At 66.7% G+C, this 20,192-nt stretch carries 13 protein-coding genes; 8 read left to right on the top strand and 5 right to left on the bottom strand.

The features are described 5' to 3' along the window. Positions 1 to 205: 205 nt before the first annotated feature. Positions 206 to 1,615: a sugar porter family MFS transporter gene (locus ACODSP_RS19945; RefSeq protein WP_488967297.1), complete on the top strand. Its 1,410-nt coding sequence runs from the start codon at positions 206 to 208 to the stop codon at positions 1,613 to 1,615. A 226-nt stretch (positions 1,616 to 1,841) separates the two neighbouring features. After that, complete coding sequence (locus ACODSP_RS19950; RefSeq protein ID WP_488967298.1) at positions 1,842 to 2,891, top strand: LacI family DNA-binding transcriptional regulator; 1,050 nt, start codon at positions 1,842 to 1,844, stop codon at positions 2,889 to 2,891. 7 nt (positions 2,892 to 2,898) lie between these two features. Here the strand turns inward: ACODSP_RS19950 and ACODSP_RS19955 are convergent, their stop codons facing one another. The 3 genes from ACODSP_RS19955 to ACODSP_RS19965 all read right to left on the bottom strand — a co-directional run bounded on the left by ACODSP_RS19955 (position 2,899) and on the right by ACODSP_RS19965 (position 7,793). Next, positions 2,899 to 5,328, bottom strand: coding sequence for a GGDEF domain-containing phosphodiesterase (locus ACODSP_RS19955; protein WP_488967299.1), 2,430 nt, complete (start codon positions 5,326 to 5,328; stop codon positions 2,899 to 2,901). Positions 5,329 to 5,338: 10 nt separating this feature from the next. Further along, entirely contained in the window at positions 5,339 to 6,301 is a 963-nt protein-coding gene (locus ACODSP_RS19960; RefSeq protein ID WP_488967300.1) for an ABC transporter substrate-binding protein, read from the bottom strand. 136 nt (positions 6,302 to 6,437) lie between these two features. Continuing rightward, positions 6,438 to 7,793, bottom strand: coding sequence for a protoglobin domain-containing protein (locus ACODSP_RS19965; protein ID WP_488967301.1), 1,356 nt, complete (start codon positions 7,791 to 7,793; stop codon positions 6,438 to 6,440). 279 nt (positions 7,794 to 8,072) lie between these two features. On the opposite strand from ACODSP_RS19965, the gene ACODSP_RS19970 reads away from it, so the two are divergent. The 4 genes from ACODSP_RS19970 to ACODSP_RS19985 are packed head-to-tail and all read left to right on the top strand — an operon-like array spanning position 8,073 to position 11,804. Further along, complete coding sequence (locus ACODSP_RS19970; RefSeq protein WP_488967302.1) at positions 8,073 to 8,747, top strand: TetR/AcrR family transcriptional regulator; 675 nt, start codon at positions 8,073 to 8,075, stop codon at positions 8,745 to 8,747. After that, complete coding sequence (locus tag ACODSP_RS19975) at positions 8,744 to 9,694, top strand: HlyD family secretion protein (RefSeq protein ID WP_488967303.1); 951 nt, start codon at positions 8,744 to 8,746, stop codon at positions 9,692 to 9,694. The genes ACODSP_RS19970 and ACODSP_RS19975 overlap by 4 nt, the downstream gene beginning before the upstream one ends. After that, positions 9,691 to 10,659, top strand: a complete 969-nt coding sequence (locus ACODSP_RS19980; RefSeq protein WP_488967304.1) for an ABC transporter ATP-binding protein — start codon at positions 9,691 to 9,693, stop codon at positions 10,657 to 10,659. Before ACODSP_RS19975 ends, ACODSP_RS19980 begins: the two co-directional genes overlap by 4 nt. Then, the gene (locus ACODSP_RS19985) at positions 10,656 to 11,804 is read left to right on the top strand and encodes an ABC transporter permease (RefSeq protein ID WP_488967305.1); all 1,149 of its coding nucleotides are present in this window, start codon (positions 10,656 to 10,658) and stop codon (positions 11,802 to 11,804) included. Before ACODSP_RS19980 ends, ACODSP_RS19985 begins: the two co-directional genes overlap by 4 nt. On the opposite strand, the gene ACODSP_RS19990 is transcribed toward ACODSP_RS19985, so the two are convergent. After that, positions 11,801 to 12,679: a LysR family transcriptional regulator gene (locus ACODSP_RS19990; protein ID WP_488967306.1), complete on the bottom strand. Its 879-nt coding sequence runs from the start codon at positions 12,677 to 12,679 to the stop codon at positions 11,801 to 11,803. The two genes, ACODSP_RS19985 and ACODSP_RS19990, sit on opposite strands and share 4 nt — an antisense overlap. Before the next feature lie 108 nt (positions 12,680 to 12,787). Here ACODSP_RS19990 and ACODSP_RS19995 point away from each other — a divergent pair, with 108 nt between their 5' ends. After that, positions 12,788 to 14,305, top strand: a complete 1,518-nt coding sequence (locus tag ACODSP_RS19995; protein ID WP_488967307.1) for a proton-conducting transporter transmembrane domain-containing protein — start codon at positions 12,788 to 12,790, stop codon at positions 14,303 to 14,305. 174 nt (positions 14,306 to 14,479) lie between these two features. Further along, on the top strand, positions 14,480 to 16,858 hold the full coding sequence (locus ACODSP_RS20000) for a YbcC family protein (protein ID WP_488967308.1): 2,379 nt from the start codon (positions 14,480 to 14,482) through the stop codon (positions 16,856 to 16,858). A gap of 163 nt (positions 16,859 to 17,021) precedes the next feature. Here the strand turns inward: ACODSP_RS20000 and ACODSP_RS20005 are convergent, their stop codons facing one another. Continuing rightward, positions 17,022 to 20,114, bottom strand: coding sequence for a ligand-binding sensor domain-containing diguanylate cyclase (locus ACODSP_RS20005; protein WP_488967309.1), 3,093 nt, complete (start codon positions 20,112 to 20,114; stop codon positions 17,022 to 17,024). Between the last annotated feature and the right edge of the window lie 78 nt (positions 20,115 to 20,192).

Genomic DNA, 20,192 nt, shown 5'->3' on the forward strand with positions numbered 1-20,192 from the left:
GCGGGCCCCTCCCTCTCCCGCCCAAGCGGGCGAGGGGCGAAATTAAAACCCCTCGCCCACGAACGTGGGAGAGGGAGGGGCCCATCGGTGCCAACCGATGGGAGGGTGAGGGAACAGCATCCCGATGAGGGAACAACAGCCAGAGAGTGCGTTTCGGGGGGATGGCCGGGGTCAACCGCGGCCGAACAACAACAAGGAGACAGTGATGAGCGGTTCCCAGGAGGAACAGGTCAATATGGGCTATGTCGCCGCCATCGTGGCGGTGGCGACCATCGGCGGCTTCATGTTCGGCTATGACAGCGGCGTCATCAACGGCACCGTGGAAGGTCTGAAGCAGGCCTTCAATTCCAACAGTATCGATACCGGCTTCAATGTCGCGTCGATTCTGCTGGGCTGTGCCGCCGGCGCGTTCAGCGCGGCGCGGCTGGCCGATATCATGGGCCGCCGCAATGTGATGATGATCGCGGCCCTGCTGTTCATCCTGTCCGCCATCGGCACGGGTGCGGCCCACAGCTCCACCGTCTTCGTCATTGCCCGCCTGATCGGTGGTCTGGCGGTGGGTGCGGCCTCGGTCCTGTCGCCTGCCTACATCTCCGAAGTGACGCCCGCCTCCATCCGTGGCCGCCTGTCCTCGGTGCAGCAGATCATGATCATCTCCGGCCTGACCGGGGCCTTCCTGGGCAATTATCTGATCGCCCACCATGCCGGCGGGTCCACCGCGCCGTTCTGGCTGGGCTATGAGGCCTGGCGCTGGATGTTCTGGGCGCAGATCATCCCGGCCAGCCTGTTCTTCCTGGCCCTGCTGATCATCCCGGAAAGCCCGCGCTATCTGGTGGTGAAGGGCCGCGAGGATGAAGCACGCGCCGTCCTGACCCGCCTGTTCGGCCCCGCCGCCGGTGCCGCCAAGGTGATCGAAATCCGCGAAAGCCTGGCCCAGGATCAGCACAAGCCCAAGCTGTCCGACCTTCTGGACAAGGCTACCGGCAAGGTCCGTCCCATCGTCTGGGTCGGTATCGGTCTGGCCGTGTTCCAGCAGCTGGTCGGCATCAATGTCGTGTTCTATTACGGCGCCGTCCTGTGGCAGGCCGTGGGCTTCTCCGAGGCCGACGCACTGCGCATCAATATCCTGTCGGGCACGCTGTCCATCCTGGGCTGCCTTGCCTCCATGGCGCTGGTGGACAAGCTGGGGCGCAAGCCGCTGCTGGCGATCGGGTCGGCGGGCATGGCCATCACGCTGGGTATCCTGGTCATCTGCTTCGCGTCGGGCTCCATCGTCGATGGCAAGCTGCATCTGTCCGACAATGTCGGCCTGATCGCGCTGATCAGTGCCAATGCCTATGCGGTGCTGTTCAACTTCTCCTGGGGCCCCGTCATGTGGGTCATGCTGGGCGAGATGTTCCCCAACCAGATCCGTGGTTCCGGTCTGGCCGTGTCGGGCTTTGCCCAGTGGACGGCCAATTTCGGCATCACCATGACCTTCCCCATCATGCTGACCACCATCGGCTTGACGGGTGCCTACGGCTTCTACGCCTTCTTCGCGCTCATCTCCTTCTTCTTCGTGCGCGCCATGGTGCATGAGACGAAGGGCCGTGAGCTGGAGAAGATGGAAGGTTGATTTTTCGGTTGCTCCCTCACCCTCCCACCCGCTGAGGCGGGCGGGCCCCTCCCTCTCCCGCCAAGCGGGCGAGAGGCGAAATTGATGCCCCTCGCCCACGAAGGTGGGAGAGGGAGGGGCCCAAGCCGTAAGGCTTGGGAGGGTGAGGGAGCGACGCACACCGGAAACGGTTGCGTGCAAGGCCGACAAGGCCAATAAAGGGGCGGTTTCAAATCCAGGGGGGATCATGGAAAGACAACGGCGGCGCGGTACCCAGGCGGTGACCATCCGTGAGGTGGCGGCCCGTGCCGGTGTTTCATCCATGACGGTATCCCGTGTCATCAACAAGGATGACAAGGTCAACGAGAATACCCGCGCCCTGGTCGAAGTGGCGATCAAGGAACTGAACTACACCCCCAACCCTGCCGCCCGTCGTCTGGCAGGGTCGGAGGTGCTGCGCATCGGCCTGCTTTATTCCAACCCGTCCAGTGCCTATCTGTCGGAATTCCTGGTCGGCGCGCTGGATGAAAGCAGCCGGGAAGGCCATCAGCTGGTGGTGGAAAAATGCGCGGGCACAGCCAAGGCAACGGCGTCGGTGACCAAGCTGCTGGCCGGTGGCGTCAATGCCTTCATCCTGCCGCCGCCGCTGTGCGAGTCCAGGCCGATCCTGACCATGCTGGAAGAGGCCAATGTGCTGGCGGTGGCCGTGGCCACGGGCCGGCCCAACCCGCATCTGCCCACCATCCGCATTGACAATTACGCGGCCTCCAAGCAGATGACGGAGCATCTAATCGGACTGGGCCATGCCCGCATCGGTTATATCAAGGGCAACAAGAACCAGTCGGCATCGGACATGCGCTACCATGGTTTCATGGATGCCTGCACCGAGGCGGGGCTGAAGCCTGCCGACATCCTGGTCGAACAGGGCCAGTATGATTACGCATCGGGCCTGGAGGCGGCGGAAAAGCTGCTGGCCGCCGATCCGCGCCCGACCGCCATCTTCGCGGCCAACGACGACATGGCCGCCGCCACCATCTCCGTCGCGCACCGGCTGCATCTGGATGTGCCGAACGATCTGTCGGTGGCCGGTTTCGACGATACGCTGATCGCCACCACCGTCTGGCCGCCGCTGACCACCATCCGCCAGCCCATCGCCGCCATGGGCAAGGCCGCTGTGGCCGCCCTGGCCAATGCCATGCGCAACAAATGGCAGCCGGGCCGCAGCGGCGACGGGCCGGAACAGAAGCTGCTGGCTTATAAGCTGGTGAAGCGGGAAAGCACGATCCCGGTCGAATAGAACCGGATCACACCCGTCCCTCCACAAACCCCGACAGCGCCTCTGCCTCCATCGGGCGACCGAAATGCCAGCCCTGGCCGATGTCGCAGCCAAGTTCGGTCAATATCGCCGCCGTCTCCGCATTCTCCACGCCTTCGGCCACCACCTCCATGCCCAGATCATGGGCCAGCGTGATGACGGAGCCGACGATGTGGCGCGACCGGCGGCTGTCGGCTAGATCGCGGATGAAGCCCTGATCGATCTTGATCAGGTCGGCGGGCAGGTGTTTCAGGTAGGAGAGCGAGGCGTAGCCGGCGCCGAAATCATCGATCGCCACCTTCACCCCCGCCGCGCGCAGCCGGGCCAGCACGCCCGCCGTACGGTCCAGATTCTCCATCACCGCCGTTTCCGTCACCTCAATCTCCAGCCGGCCTGTGGCAACCCCGGCCTGATGCACGATGTCCAACAACCCGTCCAGCCAGACCGGATCGGCCAGTTCCTTGACCGATGCGTTGATGGAGATGACGGCATCGCGCGGCAGGCCCAGCCGGCCCGACGACAGATGCTCCAGGGTCCGTCTGGCCACCAACCGGTCGATATCCCCCACCAGCCCGATCCGTTCGGCAACCGGAATGAACAAGGCGGGGCCGGGTCCAGGCTCACCATTGGCGCGGCGCCAGCGCACCAGCGTCTCCACCCCGCGCACGCTGCCATCCCGAAGGCGCACCTGCGGCTGGAACACGGGATAGAGCAGGCCGGCGGCCATGGCGGCGGGTAGTTCGGCGGCCACGGCGGTGCGTTCGCGGATGGCGCCCGCCACCTGATCATCATAGGTGACGATAGGGCTGGCACGCTGATCCGCCGTCTGCGCGGCCCAGCTGGCGCCCGCATCCTGGGCCAGCAGCAGCGCTTCGCGGTTTTCATAGGCCTGGGCGCGGGGCAGCACGACGAAATGCACGTCGGGCAGCATCGAAAGGCCACCCAGATCCACCCCGTCGCGGAACGCCACCGACAGGGCCGCCGTCAGATAGGGATCGGCCTCCCCACCCGGTGCTGCTACGGCATAGGCCAGCTGCGTTCGGGTCAGGCGCGCCGACAATTCGCAATGGCTGAGCAGTTCACGGATGCGGCGGTTGATGGCACCCATCACGGGTGTTTCCACCTGCGGACCGAAGGTCACCACTAGATCGTCCAGATTGCGGACATGGGCCAGCAGCACCCAGAACCCTTCGCCATCCGCCCCCTGTGCCAGCAGGCCCGACAGTTCGTTGGTCCAGGAGCGGCGGTTCAGGATATCCAGATCCAGGTCGCGATGCGCCAGCCGGTGCATGGCGATCTCCGCCTCCCGCTCCGCCGTCACGTCACGCATCACGGCAGTGAAATGCAGACCGCTGCTCAGCTCCAGACGCCCGACCGACAGCCAGGCCAGGAAGGTGGAGCCATCGGCCCGTTTCGCCACCACCTCCCGCCCCTTGCCGATGACCCGGGCATGACCGGTTGTCATGTAGGAACGGATGTAATTGTCATGCCGGTCAGAATCACTGTCCGTCATCAGCACGGTGATGTTGCGGCCCACCAGCGTTTCCACGGGATGGCCGAACAGCTGCGCCACGGCGCGGTTGGCCTGCAGGATGGTGCCCGATGCATCGATGGTGATGATCCCATCGACCGCCGTATCCAGGATCGACTGCAATTCCCGCTCCCGCCGGCGCAGGGCGGAAAGGGCATGGTTCAGCACCAGCGTAAAATCACGCAGCTCGCGAATGCCGGTGCGCGAGGTGAGGCGGACAGGCTCATCCACGTCCCCCACGCGCGCCAGACGGGTCGCCATGCTGGCCACCGGCACAATGATCAGCCGCACCGACAAGAACAGCAGCAGCCCGACCAGCACCAGCAGCACACCGCCCAGCCGCAGGCTCTGATTCAACAGGTCGGAACGGGCCTGCGCCATGACCCAGTCGATGCGCCGTACCAGCACCAGATGCCCTTCCAGCGGGCTGGACGCGCTGGACAGGCGTATCCCGTCCGTGACGGGCCAGCAGCCGGCCACCCATTTCTCCCCATCACCCACCACCAGCCCGCGCCCGCAGGCCCGTTCGGCCACGGCCTTGCGCAGCGGGGCCGGTACCATTTCCAGCGCGGACAGCTCAGCACCCTGAAACAGGATGTCGTTGGCAAAGTCCAGCCGGTCCGACCTGCCGGCCAGGAAGACATGGTCCGCATGGGTGCGCAGGGCAATGCGGTCAATGGCATCGACATCAAACCCGTCCGGCCCCGCGATATGATGGGACATTTCCGACGCCGTGGCGGCCCCCGTCTGGGCAAAGGCCTGCCATTCCCGCTCCACCACATCATGGATCATGGCGGGATAGGCCAGCAGCCAGACGGCGAAGCCGATCATCACCACGCCCAGCAGCGGCGGGAACAGCATCAGGCGCAACAAGGTGGGCTGTATCATTCTCTCCCCCTTATTGCGGCAGATAGGAGGGGTCGAGCAGGGGATCGACGGAGCCCGCCACCTCCCCCGTCGCGCGCAGCCAGCGCCGCACCGGTTCCAGGGCCGGGGTGCCGGGAACCAGCAGATCCCGGCTGCCGGCACTGTTGGGGAATTCAAGGCCGGACAGGACACGGGCAAGCTGTTCCGGTGTCATTCCCTGACGCCGGGTGACCCGATCCCGCATATCCGGGCGGCCATCCTTCAACAATCCCACACCATGGTACCAGGCGGACAACAGGCGGCGCAGCGTATCATCGCGCCCCGACAAACGGTCACGACGCACGGCCAGCACATCGACAACCTCGCGCGCCATGGCGGCGCTGTCGAACACGCGCACGGCCCCCTGCCCTTCCAACCGACCGACCAGCGGTTCGTAACTGATCAGGTAATCCAGGTTATGCTTGGAAAAGGCATCCTGATGGTCGCCGGCGGCGACATGCACCACCTGCACCTGGGACGGCAGTACATTCCGGCGTTCCAGAAAACGGTGCAGAACAAAGGCACCAACACCTTCGGTTTCCACCCCGATGCGCTTTCCGATCAGCGGGGCCTGCGCCACGTCCGGGGTGCGGGCCAGCACGGCATCGGCACCGTGCGAAATATCCAGGACGGCCAGCACCGCCATGGGACGCCCCGCCGCCTCCAGCCGCATCACCTCATCCATGGTCAGGGCGGCGCCATCCAGGCTGCCGGCGGACACGGCCTCCATCAGGGCAGGCGACGACCGCGCCTCCACCAGCGTCACATCCTCCGGCAGATGGCCGGCGGCGCGGGACAGATGGAACGGCTCATAGCCCAGCCAGAGGTTGGTGCCGACCAGAAGAGGTCGTTCCGGTTCCGGAATAACCTTGAAGATGCCGCTGGCCAGCAACGCGCAGCCGGATAGCAGCAGTAACGCTGCCACGCCATAGCCGGTACGGGCCTGCCGCTCCATCGCGTCCTCCTGCTGCCATACCCGGCAACCGCTCCCGGCCCGACTATACAACCGGGCGTGAGAAACCAGAAGCGGCATCGCGCAGTGTATGGGAAATTATCGGTTCCTGACAGAGGGTTAGAATATCAGTTATCGCTTATTTGGCGGCCCGCAGCTCCGCGATGAAACTGTCGAACCCGTGACGCAGGCCCTGAGCCTCCCGCGACAGGGCGGCAGACGCGTGGCCCACCTCACCCGCCGTGGTACCCACGGCATCGGCCGCACCCGATACGCCGGACACGTTCTCCCCCACCTCGGCGGTGGCCATGGCGGCCATCTGCACGTTGCGGGCGATCTCCTTGGTGGCCGCACCCTGCTGTTCCATGGCGGCGGCGATGGCACCGGAAATCTGGTCCATTTCGCGGATGGTGCGGTCGATGGTGGCGATGGCATCCACCGCCTTGCCCATGCGGCCCTGCATCTCCGCCACCTGCCGCGCGATATCTTCCGTGGCACGGGCCGTCTGACTGGCAAGCTGCTTGACCTCGCCCGCGACAACGGCAAAGCCCTTGCCGGCCTCCCCGGCCCTTGCGGCCTCGATCGTGGCGTTGAGGGCCAGAAGGTTGGTCTGTTCGGCAATGTCGGCGATCAGGTCCACGACCTGGTTGATGCGGCCTGCCGCCTCGGCCAGGGCGCTGATGGTGGTATCGGCATTGCCGACCTCCACCACCGCCTCACGCGCCACATTGGTGGACCGCGAAACCTGGGTGACGATCTCCCCGATGGAGGCGGACAGTTCTTCGGAGGCCGAGGCGACCGTGCTGACATTGTCGGTGGCGCGGTCGGCGGCCGTCTGGGCGGACCGGGCAAGATCGGTGGTTTCCGCCACCGATTGGCGCATCTGCCGGGCGCTGCCATCCAGCTGCGTTGCCGCCTGCGCCACCCCGTCCACCATGTGGCGGACATGGGCGTCCAGGCGGCCCGAGATTTCATCCAGATGCCGGGCATGGCGGGCCGCATTCTCGTCCAGATAGACGGAGATGACCAGATCCATGTCCAGCATGACGGCCAGATTGATGGAGCGCATGGTATCCGCCAGCTTGGCCTCCGCCCGTGCCGGCTGCCAGCGGCTGCTGGACCCCGTGACCAGCGCCTTGTACAGGCGCGACAGGGTGGTGGCATAGGCGCCCAGATACCAGCGCGGTTCCAGCCCCAACACGGAATGCACGCGGCCAATGGCCTTCACGCTGTTGAAATAGCCCTCGTCGAAGCGGCCCGTGAACAGGTTCAGCCAATGTTCCAGCTGCCGGTCGCGCGCATGACGCATGATCCCGTCATTGCGGAACATCTTCATCATCTCCGGCCAGCGCCGCAGATCGGCATAGAAAGCGTCGATGATACCGGGCAACGCCGCCGCGATCTGGGGCCGGGCAGCAGCCAGGGCAGCACGCACATCGGCATCGATACCCACAAAGGCCAGCCGTTCCTCACGTTCTGCGGTCGTGTTCTGCATCGGGCGCCCCATTGGTTGGTGAGTTATCGGTTCACTTGGCAAAATTTAAGAAGACGCTGCAAATACTTTAAATGCAAATCATTGCGTCAACGAATTGTGGCATACACGGGCCATGTTGGAACATTCAAGCGTGATTTTTCAGCGTTATCGATAGCATTCAATCACATCTGTGCGCCCGCATGCCGCAGGGCCGGAATCCCTATCCAGCCTGCGGACGAATTGACTCCGGCTGGAAAGTCGCCATAATAATGACTGACCGTTCAGTAATTAGGTTTGTCGATGAACGATGAACACCGCCCCCGTACCCGCCGCAAACAGGCCCGGCCCGCCGAACTGCTGTCCGCCGCCCTGGATTGCTTCGTCGAAAAGGGCTTCGCCGCCACGCGAATGGAGGATATCGCGCGCCGGGCCGGCGTGGCGAAGGGGACTTTCTATCTGTATTTCCCCTCCAAGGAGGCGGTGTTCGAGGCGCTGGTTCGCGAAACGCTGCTGCCCCGTATTGCGGCAGTGGAATTGTCCAATGGCATGGCGGGGTTGGGTGCCGAGGCGAAGCTGCGCGCCATCCTGTCCATGCTGGGGCAGGTGCTGGCCGACCCAAAGCTGGCGGCCATCCCGAAACTGGTGCTGGCGGAGGCCGGGAATTTCCCCGACATGGCCCGTTTCTACCGGCGCGAAGTGATCGGTCGGGGTCAGGCGCTGCTGACCGCCCTGTTCCGCGAAGGGGTGGAGAAGGGAGAATTCCAACCCCAGCCCGACCTGGAAATTCTGGCCCGCCTGTTCCTGGGTCCGGTGGTGCTGACCGCCCTGTGGCAGACCACTTTTGCGCCGGTGGAAGAGACACCGATGCCCATCGACAGGCTGCTTTCCACCCATGCCGACCTGTTTTTGAACGCCATCAAGGCCCCAACCGGCACCGGAGGTGCCACGGGACTGCGCACCGGAGGTGCCCCATGATCCGCCGCCTGCTTGCCCTCGCCGTCCTGCTTCCCCTCACCGCCTGCGGCCCTTCCGGTGATACCGGAAATTTCCAGGGCTATGTCGAGGGTGACTATCTGCGCATCGCCGCACCGGAGGCCGCATGGATCGGCGCGGTACCGGTGACGGAGGGGACGATGGTCAGAAAGGGCCAGCCCCTGTTCACCCTGGACGACACCGCCGCACAGGCCGCGTTGGCCGAGGCGAAGGCCGGGCTGGCCCAGGCCGAAGCAGCCCTGGCCGACCGGCGCCTGGGCGCGCGGGCGGAGGAGATTGCGGGCCTGGAGGCACAGCGACGGCAGGCCGATGCCGCCCTGAAACTGGCGCGTCAGGATCTGGAACGGCAGAAATCCCTGGCCGCCGACAATGTCGCGGCGAAGGCCCGGCTGGAACAGGCGCAATCGACGGCGACCCAGGCCGCCGCCCGCCTGGAACAGGCCAGTGCCGCCCTTGCCACGGCCCGCCTGCCCGCACGGCCCGATCAGGTGGCAGCGGCAGAGGCCGCTGTGGCCGCCGCCCGCGCCGCCCTGACGCAGGCCGAATGGCGCCTGTCGCAGCGCCATGTCGACAGCCCCGCCGACGCCCTGGTCGATGATATCGTGCGCCGGCCCGGCGAATGGGCGCCCGCCGGCGGTGTCGTGGTCAGCCTGCTGCCGCCGGGCCATGTGAAACTGGTGCTGTTCGTGCCGGAGGGGCGGCGGGCGGCCCTGACGCCGGGCGGAACCCTCTCCGTTCGCTGCGATGGCTGCAAGCCCGGCCTGTCGGCCCGCATCACCCGCATCGCCACGGAGGCGGAATATACCCCGCCCGTCATCTATAGCCGTGAAACCCGCGCCAAGCTGGTCTATCGGGTGGAGGCGGCGCTGACCCCCGATCCCGCCGCCCTGTCGCCCGGACAGCCAGTTTCGGCGGAGCCGGCGCCATGACCGGCAGCGATCCCGCCATTGCCATCGATGTGCGCGGCCTGACCAAGCGGTTTGGCGACCGGGCGGTGGTCGACAATGTCGATCTGCGCGTGGGCAAGGGCCGCATCCATGGCTTCCTGGGTCCCAATGGCAGCGGCAAGACCACCACCATCCGCATGCTCTGCGGCCTGCTGGTGCCCGATGCCGGGGAAGGCACCTGCTTAGGCTTCGATATCCGCCGCGATGCCTGGGCCATCAAGCAGCGGGTCGGCTACATGACCCAGAAATTCAGCCTCTATGAGGACCTGACCATCAAGGAGAACCTGGAATTCGTGGCCCGCCTCTACGCCCTTGCCGACCGTCCCCGGCGGGTGGGGGCCGCATTGGACCGGCTGGGCCTGTCACACCGCAGGGATCAGTTGGCGGGCACCCTGTCGGGCGGGTGGAAACAGCGGCTGGCGCTCGCCGCCTGCATCCTGCACGAACCGTCGTTGCTGCTGCTGGATGAACCGACGGCGGGCGTGGACCCCAAGGCGCGGCGCGAATTCTGGGACGAGATCCATGCCCTGGCCGCCGATGGCATGACCGTCCTGGTCAGCACCCATTACATGGACGAGGCGGAGCGCTGCCACCGCATCGCCTACCTCGCCTATGGCCGCCTGCTTGCCGATGGGACCGTGGAGGAGGTGGTTGCGGGATCGGGCCTGTCCACCTGGCACGTCTCCGGCCCGCCCGACCATATCGCCGCCCTGGACCGGGCGCTGCGCGGACAGAAGGGCGTCAGCATGATCGCCCCCTTCGGCAACACCCTGCATGTCAGCGGGCCGGATGCCGCCACCCTGGATGCCAGCGTCGCCGGGTTCCAGGGCCAGGCGGGGCTGGACTGGCGGCGCGGCGACCCGACGCTGGAGGATGCCTTCATCCACCTGATGGGATCGGTGCCCGACAATTTCCAGAAACCGGCGGGCGCGGGAGGGCGCGTATGATGACCGGCCTGTCCCCCCGCTTCTCCCCCGCCCGGCTGGTCGCGATCATCATCAAGGAGTTCATCCAGATGAAGCGCGACCGCCTGACCTTCGCCATGATGGTCGGCATCCCCTTGATCCAGCTGATGCTGTTCGGCTTTGCCATCAATGCCGATCCCAAGCATCTGCCCACCGCCGTGTTGAGCCATGACAATAGCGAGTTCAGCCGCGCCATCATCAGCGCCCTGCAGACCAGCAATTATTTCGAACTGACCCTGGCCGCCGACAGCCCCGAACAGCTGGACCTGCTGCTGGACCAGGGCAAGGTGCAGTTCGCGGTGGAAATCCCCACAGGCTTTGGCACCGATCTGATGCGCGGCGAGCGCCCAGCCCTGCTGGTCATGGCCGACGCCACCGATCCCGCCGCTACGGGCAATGCCGTCGGCGCGCTTCAGCGCATTCTGGACAGCGTGATGGCGGGTACCCTGACGGGGCCGCTGGCGACGCTGGCGCCTTCACCGGGGCCGGTAGAACTGCGCGTGCATCGCCGTTACAACCCGGAGGGGTTGACGCAGCATAATATCGTGCCGGGCCTGATGGGCACCATCCTGACCATGACCATGATCATCATGACCGCCCTGGCCGTGACGCGGGAGCGGGAGCGGGGGACCATGGAAAACCTGCTGGCCATGCCCGTACGTCCGACAGAGGTGATGCTGGGCAAGCTGGCGCCCTTCATCCTGGTGGGGGCGGTGCAGGTGATGGTGATCATGGGGGCCGCGCGCCTGCTGTTCGGGGTGCCGATGCTGGGCAATCCGCTGGCCCTGATCTGCGGCATGATCATCTTCATCACCGCCAATCTGGCCGTCGGCTTCCTGTTCTCCACGCTCGCCCGCAATCAGCTGCAGGCCATGCAGATGAGTTTCTTTTTCTTCCTGCCCTCCATCCTGATGTCGGGCTTCATGTTCCCCTTCCGGGGCATGCCCGCCTGGGCGCAGGTGATCGGGGAAGGTCTGCCCCTGACCCATTTCCTGCGCGTTGTGCGCGGCGTGATGCTGAAGGCCAGCGGCTTCCCCCAGGTCTGGCCCGACCTGTGGCCCATGCTGGTGTTTCTGCTGGCCGTGTCCGTCCTGGCCGTTAAGCGCTATCGGCAGACACTGGATTAACGCCGCTGCTCCAGCAGTTCTCGCAGAAGCGGGTTGGGGAAGCGGCGATCCAGGGTGACGGCCAGGAAGCTTTCGGCCATGCCGGACAGGGTCGCGGCCTCGCGCAGCAGGCCGGTGCTCAGCTCATCCTGCACGACGATGGCGGGAATGACGGCGATGCCGGCATCTTCGCGCACCATCAGACGGATCATGGCCATGTCATCCACCTCCGCCGCGATGCGCACCGACACGCCCAGTCGCGCCACCAGCCCGTCAAAGGCGGCCCGCAGCGCTGTTTCCGGCGTGGGCAGGATCAGCGGATGGGTGGTCAGCAGCACCGGAAGCGGCGCACGTCCCGGCCCCAGCCGGGCCGGCGTGCCGATCAGGCTGACCGGCTGTTCATCCAGCGGATGGATCAGATAGGGGCTGGCGGCATCGCGCGGCGGGGCCAGATTGGTCAGCACCACATCCAGGGCCAGCGCGTCCAGCCCGCGCAGCAATTCCCCCTGCGATCCCGACCGCAGGACAATCTCCACATCCGGGCGGGTCAGGAGCGGGCGCAGGAACCCGATCTGGAAGTTGCGGGACAGGGTGGCCAGCGCCCCGATACGCAGGGCGCGGCGGCCGCCGGCGGCATTGCGCAGGGTTGCGCTCAAATCCTCCGCCGTCCTGAAAATCGCCTCGGCATGGTCCAGCGCGATGCGCCCCGCCTCCGTCAGGATCAGGCCCCGGCCCTGCCGTTCGAACAGGTCATGACCCAGCTGCTCCTCCAGCGTGCGCAACTGTGTCGACAGGGCCGATGGCGACAGGTTCAGTTGCCGCGCCGCACCCGTCAGGGTGCCGTCGCGCGCCACCGCCCGGAACAGGCGCAGATGGTGAAGATTGAGGATAGCCATGGATCATTTCTATAAAAGAGAACGTTAACGATCAAAAGATGTAATTTTCTGGAAGTCACGAAGCGGCTATCACCATCGGGAAATTCACATACTCCCCTGGAGAGGTCGATGATCCTGTCGAGCCTTGCCCCGGCTGCTTTGGCGGTCGTGGCGGCGGCTGCCTTGCTGCGCCCTGGCCGCCGCCCGAAACCCATCCCCGCCCTGGCCGAGATATCGGCCTTGCTGGCCTTTGCGCTGACCGTTGCAGGCACGGTGCAGTTTGCCCTGGACGGCCCGGTCAGCGAGGGGCTGCTGCGCCTGTCGATGATCGGGGCCGTGATGGCCCCGCTGGTCGGGTTCATCGGCTGGATCGTGCTGCGCTACAGTCGCACCTATCTGGACGGGGCCGAGCGTGAAGGGCGGTTCCATGGGCTGATGCTGCTGGTCCTGGCGCTGGTGCTGCTGCTGGTGCAGGCCGGCAGCCTGTGGCTGTTGGCCGCCTGCATGATTGCCATCGGTCTGGTGTTGCGCCAGCTCCTTCTGTTCTATCCCGACCGCGCCCCGGCACAGCGGGCGGCGGCGAAGTTCACACGGGTCTGGGCGGCGGGTGATGTGGCCCTGGTCGTGGCGGCGGGACTGCTCTGGGTCGCGTTCGGCACGGACAGCATCACCGCCATCAATGACGCGGCGAAGGCCGGCAGCACCCCGGCCCTGGCGGGGGCCGCCGTCGGCTTCCTGGTGCTGGCGGCCTTGCTGAAGACAGCGGCGTTCCCACTGCATGGCTGGCTGACAGAGGTGATGGAGGCGCCGACGCCGGTGTCGGCCCTGCTGCATGCCGGGATCATCAATTCCGGCGGGTTCCTGCTGATCACCTTTGCCTGGGTGGTACAGGGTAGCACAGGGTCGATGGCGGCCCTGGTGCTGCTGGGTGGCCTGACTGCGCTGTTCGGTGCGCTGGTCATGCTGACGCAGAGTGCGGTGAAGACGGCGCTGGCCTGGTCCACGGTGGCGCAGATGGGGTTCATGCTGCTGCAATGCGGGCTGGGCCTGTGGCCGCTGGCCCTGCTGCATATCGTGGCCCACTCCCTTTACAAGGCGCATGCCTTCCTGTCGTCGGGCGGGGCGGTGGCGGCGGTGAGGGAGGTGCGCCGGCCCGGTGCCGTGGCCACGCCGGGCCTTGCCGCCGTGGCGCGGGCCTTCCTGCTGGCCCTGACACTCTATGCCGTCGTCGCGGTCGGCTTCACCCTGATCTGGGGTCCGAAGTCGCCGCAGGCCCTGGCGCTGGGGGCGATCCTGGTGTTCGGTGTGGCCTATCTGGTGGCGCAGGGGCTGGCCGATGCGGCCCCGCGCGCCCTGACCCGGCGCACCCTGACGGCCTCTGCCGCGGCCACGCTGGCCTATTTCGGGTTCCAGTCGCTGGCCATCCTGGTGGTCAATGGCGCCCTACCCGGCGTGCCCGAGGCTGGCCCCCTGGAATGGGCGTTGATCGCCCTGACCGTGCTGTCCTTCGGCGTGGTGGCGGTGGCGCAGGCCCTGTTCCCGCACTGGGCCCACCATCCGGCCGCCGCCGGCCTGCGCGTGCATGTCGCCAACGGCTTCTACCTCAACGCCGCCTTTGACCGCCTGATCGGCGGGTTCCGCGCTTAGTCAATTCCTTCATTCGCCGGCGATACCGGAGAAGAGCCGATCGTAGCGCGGATTAGCGAAGCGTAATCCGCGGGAGCGACGCCGGTGACCGGGTTCCCGCGGATTACGGCTGACGCCTAATCCGCGCTACGCAATCGCTGCCTCAAGACCGCCGGTTTAACCTGGAGAAGAGCCATGTTCCAGAACCTGCCCGACATCTCCCCCGCTCCGGCCAAGGCGCTGTTTGCCGCTGCCAATGCCGCCGTGCGCGCCATCCCGCCGGCTTTCCCGCTGGACGCCACCGTCGCCGTCAACCCCTTCCTGGGCCAGACGGGCGAGGATCTGGCCCATGCCGGCGCCCGGCTGGCGCGGGTCGGCGGGGTGAGGCTGACGCAGGCCCGCGCCACCTATGCCGCCATGGTGGAGAAGGGCGAGATCATCGAGGCCGACCTGTGTGCCGCCCTGGATGAATGCGCCCACCCGGCCAAGCCGGCCAGTCTGGCGGCCCTGACTGTTGCCCTTTATCAGCAGGCGCCGGTCCCGTCTGCGGCCCCGACGGTGGCCGATCTGGCGGCGCAGGCCACGGGCATCGACTGGCCCGCCATCATCGCCCGCTGTATCGGCCTGTGGGCCGCCGGCTTTTTCGACCGGGGTCAGGCGCTGTGGACGCCGGCGCCCGGTGCCACGGCCTTCACGGCCTGGCGGGAATGGGCGACGCATGACCTGACGCCGGAACTGGCGGGCCTGTCCGGTTTCTGCCGGCATGTCGCGGCCAGCCCGGACACGCCCGAACGCGCCCTGCTGCGGGCCGCCGGCAATCTGGGCCTGGATGGCGCGGCGGCGGAAACGGCGTTCCACCGGCTGCTGATCGATCTGGGCGGCTGGGCCCAGCATGCGCGCTGGCTGCTGTGGCAGGCCGAACTGTCGGGCGTCAGCGACGGCACCGTGACCGACCTTCTTTGCATCCGCCTGATCTGGGAAGAGGCGCTGCTGGCCCATGTGCCGGAAGTGAAGGCGGAATGGGAGGCGGTGGTCGCCGCCCATGCCCGGCCCGTGGAACCCGACGCCGACATGGTGATCGACAGCATCCTGCAGCAGGCCGCCGAACGCGCGCATCAGCGGCGGTTGGCAGCCCTGCTGCCCGGCATCCAGCCCAAGAACGAGGCGGCGCGGCCCTGGCTGCAGGCGGCCTTCTGCATCGATGTGCGCTCCGAACCGTTCCGCCGCGCCCTGGAAAGCCTGGACCCCGGCATCGCCACCCTGGGCTTTGCCGGCTTTTTCGGCCTGCCCGTGGCGCACCAGGGCACCGCATCCGACCTGATCGAAGCGCGGTTGCCGGTCCTGCTGTCGCCGCGCGTCCATTCCCACGCCTGCACCGCCCCGCATAAGGACACCAAGCAGCGGATTGCGGCCCGCGCTGTGCGCGCCTTTGGCCGGTTCCGGCAGGCCGCCGTCTCCTCCTTCGCGTTTGTGGAGGCTGCCGGTCCCTTCTATGGCGCCAAGCTGCTGCGCGATGCGCTGGGTCTGGGCCACACCCATGGTCCCGATGCCGCCCCCGTCCTGACACCCGGCCTGTCGGCGGCGGACAAGGTGGCGACGGCAGCAACCGTGCTGAAGGCCATATCGCTGACCAGGGGGCATGGGCGGCTGGTGCTGCTGCTGGGTCATGGGGCCCATGTCACCAACAACCCGCATGAAAGCGCCTATCATTGCGGGGCCTGCGGCGGGCATAAGGGCGATGTCTCGGCCCGGCTGCTGGCGGCCTTGCTGAACGATGCCGAGGCGCGGGCCGGGCTGGCCGACCATGGCATTGACCTGCCCGCCGACACGCTGTTCCTGGCGGGCCTGCATGATACCGTCACCGACAATGTCACTCTGTATAATGACACGCCCCGCCGCAGCCATGAGGCGGACATCGCCAAGGCGCGCGACATGCTGGACCGTGCCGCCCGCCAGAACCGGATCGAGCGGGCAGCCCGCCTGCCCGGTGCCACGGGGGCCAACCTGGCCGCCCGTGCGCGTAACTGGGCCGAGGTGCGGCCCGAATGGGGTCTGGCCGGTTGCGCCGCCTTCATCGCCGCCCCGCGCGCCGTCACGGCGCAGAGCGACCTGAACGGCCGGGCCTTCCTGCATTCCTATGACTGGCAGGATGATGCGGGGTTCGGGACGCTGGAACTGATCCTGACGGCCCCGGTCGTGGTCGCCAGCTGGATCAGCCTGCAGTACTACGGGTCCGCCGTGGCACCGACCCTGTTTGGCGGCGGCGACAAGCTGATCCACAATGTCACGTCGGGGATCGGCGTGGTGGAGGGTAATGGCGGGCGGCTGCGCGCCGGCCTGCCCTGGCAGGCGGTGCATGATGGCGAGGGGCTGGCCCATGCCCCGCTGCGCCTGTCGGTGATGGTGGAAGCGCCGGAGCAGGCCATTGCCGATATCCTGAACCGGCATCCGGGGGTGAAGGCTTTGTTCGACAATGGCTGGCTGTCGCTGTTCGCGCTGGACCAGGGCCGGGTCAAGGCCCGCTGGCGTCCCGGTGTGGGGTGGGATGCGGTGGCGGTGTCAAAGGCGGCATAGTTACGGCTTGCTGGGCTTCAGGGGGATCTTGCTATCCCCTTGAAATTCATTCCTATACCGCCTCCCCGGCCTTCGCCGGGGAGGCGGTATTTCCAAGCTGAGATGTTTCTCAACAGTCCCCAGATCGTGGCAGGGAAAAGGAACAGCGGATTACCCAACTGTGCTACCCCGCCACCACCACCTTGTTGCGCCCGCCGGCCTTGGCGGCATAGAGCGCGGCGTCGGTGCGGTTGAACAGGCTGGTCTGGGTTTCGCGCTGCGGCTCGGCCTGGGCCAGACCGATGGACAGGGTCACGCGGATCGACACGCCTTCCAGGGCGATGGGTGAGCCACCCACGGCCTGACGGATACGGTCGGCGGCGATCAGGGCCTGCGGCGCCTCGGTGTGGGAGGTCAGGACCACGAATTCCTCCCCGCCATAGCGGGCCAGGAAATCCACCTCGCGCAGCGCGTCGGCGGCACGGCGCGCCACCTCCCGCAGGACGGTGTCGCCGACCAGATGGCCGTAGGTGTCGTTCACTTCCTTGAAATGATCCAGATCCATCATCAGGACGCAGAATGGATGGCCATGGCGAAGGGCCGCCGTCCATTCCTGATCCAGCCGGTCCATGAAGGCGCGGCGGTTATGGATGCCGGTCAGCGGGTCGCGGGTCGCCAATTCGGCCAGCCGGTCATTGGCCTCGCGCAGGCTGGCGGTACGTTCCGCCACCTTGGCCTCCAGCTCCCGCTTGGCCATGCTCAGCTTATCGATGCGCGCGCGTTCCATCGTCATGACGATGCCGGCGCCTGCCGACAGGGCCAGGACGACGGCCAGGAAGCGCACCCAGGCCCATTCGTACCAGAGATGGGGAACCGCCACGATCAGGCCGCGTTCGGCCACCACCGTGCCATTGGGATCAAGGGCACGCAGACCCAGCGTATATTGACCCGGCGGCAGGTTGGTATAGGCGGCGGCGCGGCGGCCATTCCCCGCCTCCACCCAATCCGTATCGAATCCGTCCAGGCGATAGGCATAATGCACGCCCGCCGTGACCGCATAATCCAGCAAGGCGAATTCCACGGTCAGACGGCGGTTGCCGGGCGGCAGCCGGATGGTGCGGGTACCGTCCGGCAGGTTCAAGGCACTGGCAATCCCATCCTGCCCGCCCGCCAGAACCCGCGTCACCGCCAGCGCGTCCAGATAGGCATGGGGCCGGATCTGCGAGGGCTGTACCAGGGTCATGCCATTGGTACCGCCAAACACCAGCCCGCCATCGGGCAATGTCGTCACCGCCCCCGGCAGATAGGAGGAAACGCTGCCTGCCACCGCGCGTTCGACCCGTGACACGCTGAAATCAGCGGGATCGATGGCCGCCAGCCCATTATCGGTGGAGGCCCAGATACGCCCGTCCGACCCCAGTGTCAGGCTGGCGATGGTGTTGGACGGCATGCCATGCTGACGCGACACCGTGCGGAAGGTGGGCTGTCCGTCAGGGTCGGCCCCGTCGCGCATCATGGCAACCCCGCCACCAACCGTGCCCAGCCATAACCGCCCCTGCCGATCATAGACCAGGGCGGAAATGTAATCATGCGGCAGGGTGTCGGGCCGGTCGGCATCGCGGTGGAAACGCCGGAAGCGCCCATCGGGACCCAGCAGGTTCAGACCATTGGCCGTACCCACCCAGACCAGCCCGTCGGGGCGCGGCAGGACGGCCCAGACCTCATTATTGGACAGGCTGCCCGGCTGTCCCGGATCAGCCACATGGAGGGTGGAGGTGCCATCGGCCAGCGATTGCCGCACCAGACCATAATAAGAAGCGATCCACAGATCACTATCGGTCACGCACAAGGTGGTGACGTCACGGCCCTGGGTCGTCTGAATGGGGGCGGCCAGGGGTGTACGCTCCCCCATGCCGGGACGCAGGCGGGACAGGCCGGCGGAACCGACCCAGATGCTGCCTTTCGTATCGCCCCGGATGGCATAGACGGGTGTGCCTTCCAACGCGCCACCGCCAATGCTGCGTCCGAAGGGGGCGATATGGCCGTTGGACAGGTCCAGCCGGTCCAGACCGCCATCATCCAGCCCGATCCATAACCCTTCCTGCGGATCGGTCCACAGGCTCCACGCGTCGCGGCCCGAAAAGCCGCGCGACTGACCCAGGGCGATGCTGGCGACACCCGACGGCACGCTGTCATGCCAGGCCAGACCCATATTGGTCGCGACCCAGACGACACCGCCGCGATCCTTCAGGATACCGCGCGTGAAATTGCCCTTCAGGGCGCCCGGCACATTGGGGTCGGCCCGGAACAGGCGCAGCCGGTCCTGGCCGATGTCATATTCGGCAACCCCACCGCCAAACAGCGCGATCCACAGCACGCCGGGTCGTTCCTCCACAATGCCACGGACGGTGGCGCGACCCAGGGAGGTGTCGCGGCCCGTCAGGCGTGGATGCGACACGGCCGTCGCCTCCCCCTTGCCGACGGAGACGATGCCGCCACCATTGCTGCCGATCCAGACGCGGCCCTGCGCATCTTCAAAAAAGCTCCAGGTGCCCGCGGACAGGGCATAGGCGCTGTCGGCATCGGCGCCTGTCAGGGTCTGCCATTCCGATGCCCCCGCCGCCCGGCGGGCCACGGCAGTTTCCGTACCGGCCCACAGGGTGCCCGTGCTGTCACGAAAGACGGCAAAGACATGGCCATGGGGGAACCCGCCCGGCCCGGCCCGCACCCGCTCCACCACCTTCAGATCGCGGCTGACATGGTCCAGGCCCGCCAATGTCGCCACCCAGATGCCGTCACCGCCATCATCGGCCAGACCATAGACCTGCACATGGCCCAACCCGTCGGGACCGGCCCCCAGGGTCGTGAACCGGTCAAAGCGCGGGTCATAATAGGCGACACCAGCCGTGTGCGTGCCCAGCCACATGCCGCCATCACGCGCCGGATGCAGGGCGCGCACAAAGCCGTTGGGCAGGGAACCGGGATCGTGGGGATCATGTTCGAAGGTGCGAACCGTATAGCCGTCGAACCGGTTCAACCCGCCAAGCGTGCCGATCCAGATGAAGCCCGTGGCATCCTGGGCCAGGGTCATAACCGTGTTGTTCGAGAGGCCGTTGATGTTGGACAGCGACTCGAACCCCACCTCCGCCCGGTCCATCAGGGTGACGGATGGACCACCGGCCCCGGCAGGAACGGCAGTCACCGCGAAGATCAGCGCAAGCAAAAGCGACCCCGCCCGGTGGCCCGCCACCAGGAAAAGGGAAGTCAAACCGGCCATTGGCCCCCTGCCGCGACGGCTGTTCCGCACGCGTCCATGCCCCCCGAGATCACATGACATATGATCGTATCACAACTG

This window comes from Niveispirillum sp. FG156 (genome assembly GCF_057809555.1).

Excerpts from the sequence above, each read along its gene's own strand:
- ACODSP_RS19945 (WP_488967297.1), top strand. The coding sequence starts at position 206 with ATGAGCGGTTCCCAGGAGGAACAGGTCAATATGGGCTATGTCGCCGCC.
- ACODSP_RS19950 (WP_488967298.1), top strand. The coding sequence starts at position 1,842 with ATGGAAAGACAACGGCGGCGCGGTACCCAGGCGGTGACCATCCGTGAG.
- ACODSP_RS19955 (WP_488967299.1), bottom strand. The coding sequence starts at position 5,328 with ATGATACAGCCCACCTTGTTGCGCCTGATGCTGTTCCCGCCGCTGCTG.
- ACODSP_RS19960 (WP_488967300.1), bottom strand. The coding sequence starts at position 6,301 with ATGGAGCGGCAGGCCCGTACCGGCTATGGCGTGGCAGCGTTACTGCTG.
- ACODSP_RS19965 (WP_488967301.1), bottom strand. The coding sequence starts at position 7,793 with ATGCAGAACACGACCGCAGAACGTGAGGAACGGCTGGCCTTTGTGGGT.
- ACODSP_RS19970 (WP_488967302.1), top strand. The coding sequence starts at position 8,073 with ATGAACGATGAACACCGCCCCCGTACCCGCCGCAAACAGGCCCGGCCC.
- ACODSP_RS19975 (WP_488967303.1), top strand. The coding sequence starts at position 8,744 with ATGATCCGCCGCCTGCTTGCCCTCGCCGTCCTGCTTCCCCTCACCGCC.
- ACODSP_RS19980 (WP_488967304.1), top strand. The coding sequence starts at position 9,691 with ATGACCGGCAGCGATCCCGCCATTGCCATCGATGTGCGCGGCCTGACC.
- ACODSP_RS19985 (WP_488967305.1), top strand. The coding sequence starts at position 10,656 with ATGATGACCGGCCTGTCCCCCCGCTTCTCCCCCGCCCGGCTGGTCGCG.
- ACODSP_RS19990 (WP_488967306.1), bottom strand. The coding sequence starts at position 12,679 with ATGGCTATCCTCAATCTTCACCATCTGCGCCTGTTCCGGGCGGTGGCG.
- ACODSP_RS19995 (WP_488967307.1), top strand. The coding sequence starts at position 12,788 with ATGATCCTGTCGAGCCTTGCCCCGGCTGCTTTGGCGGTCGTGGCGGCG.
- ACODSP_RS20000 (WP_488967308.1), top strand. The coding sequence starts at position 14,480 with ATGTTCCAGAACCTGCCCGACATCTCCCCCGCTCCGGCCAAGGCGCTG.
- ACODSP_RS20005 (WP_488967309.1), bottom strand. The coding sequence starts at position 20,114 with ATGGCCGGTTTGACTTCCCTTTTCCTGGTGGCGGGCCACCGGGCGGGG.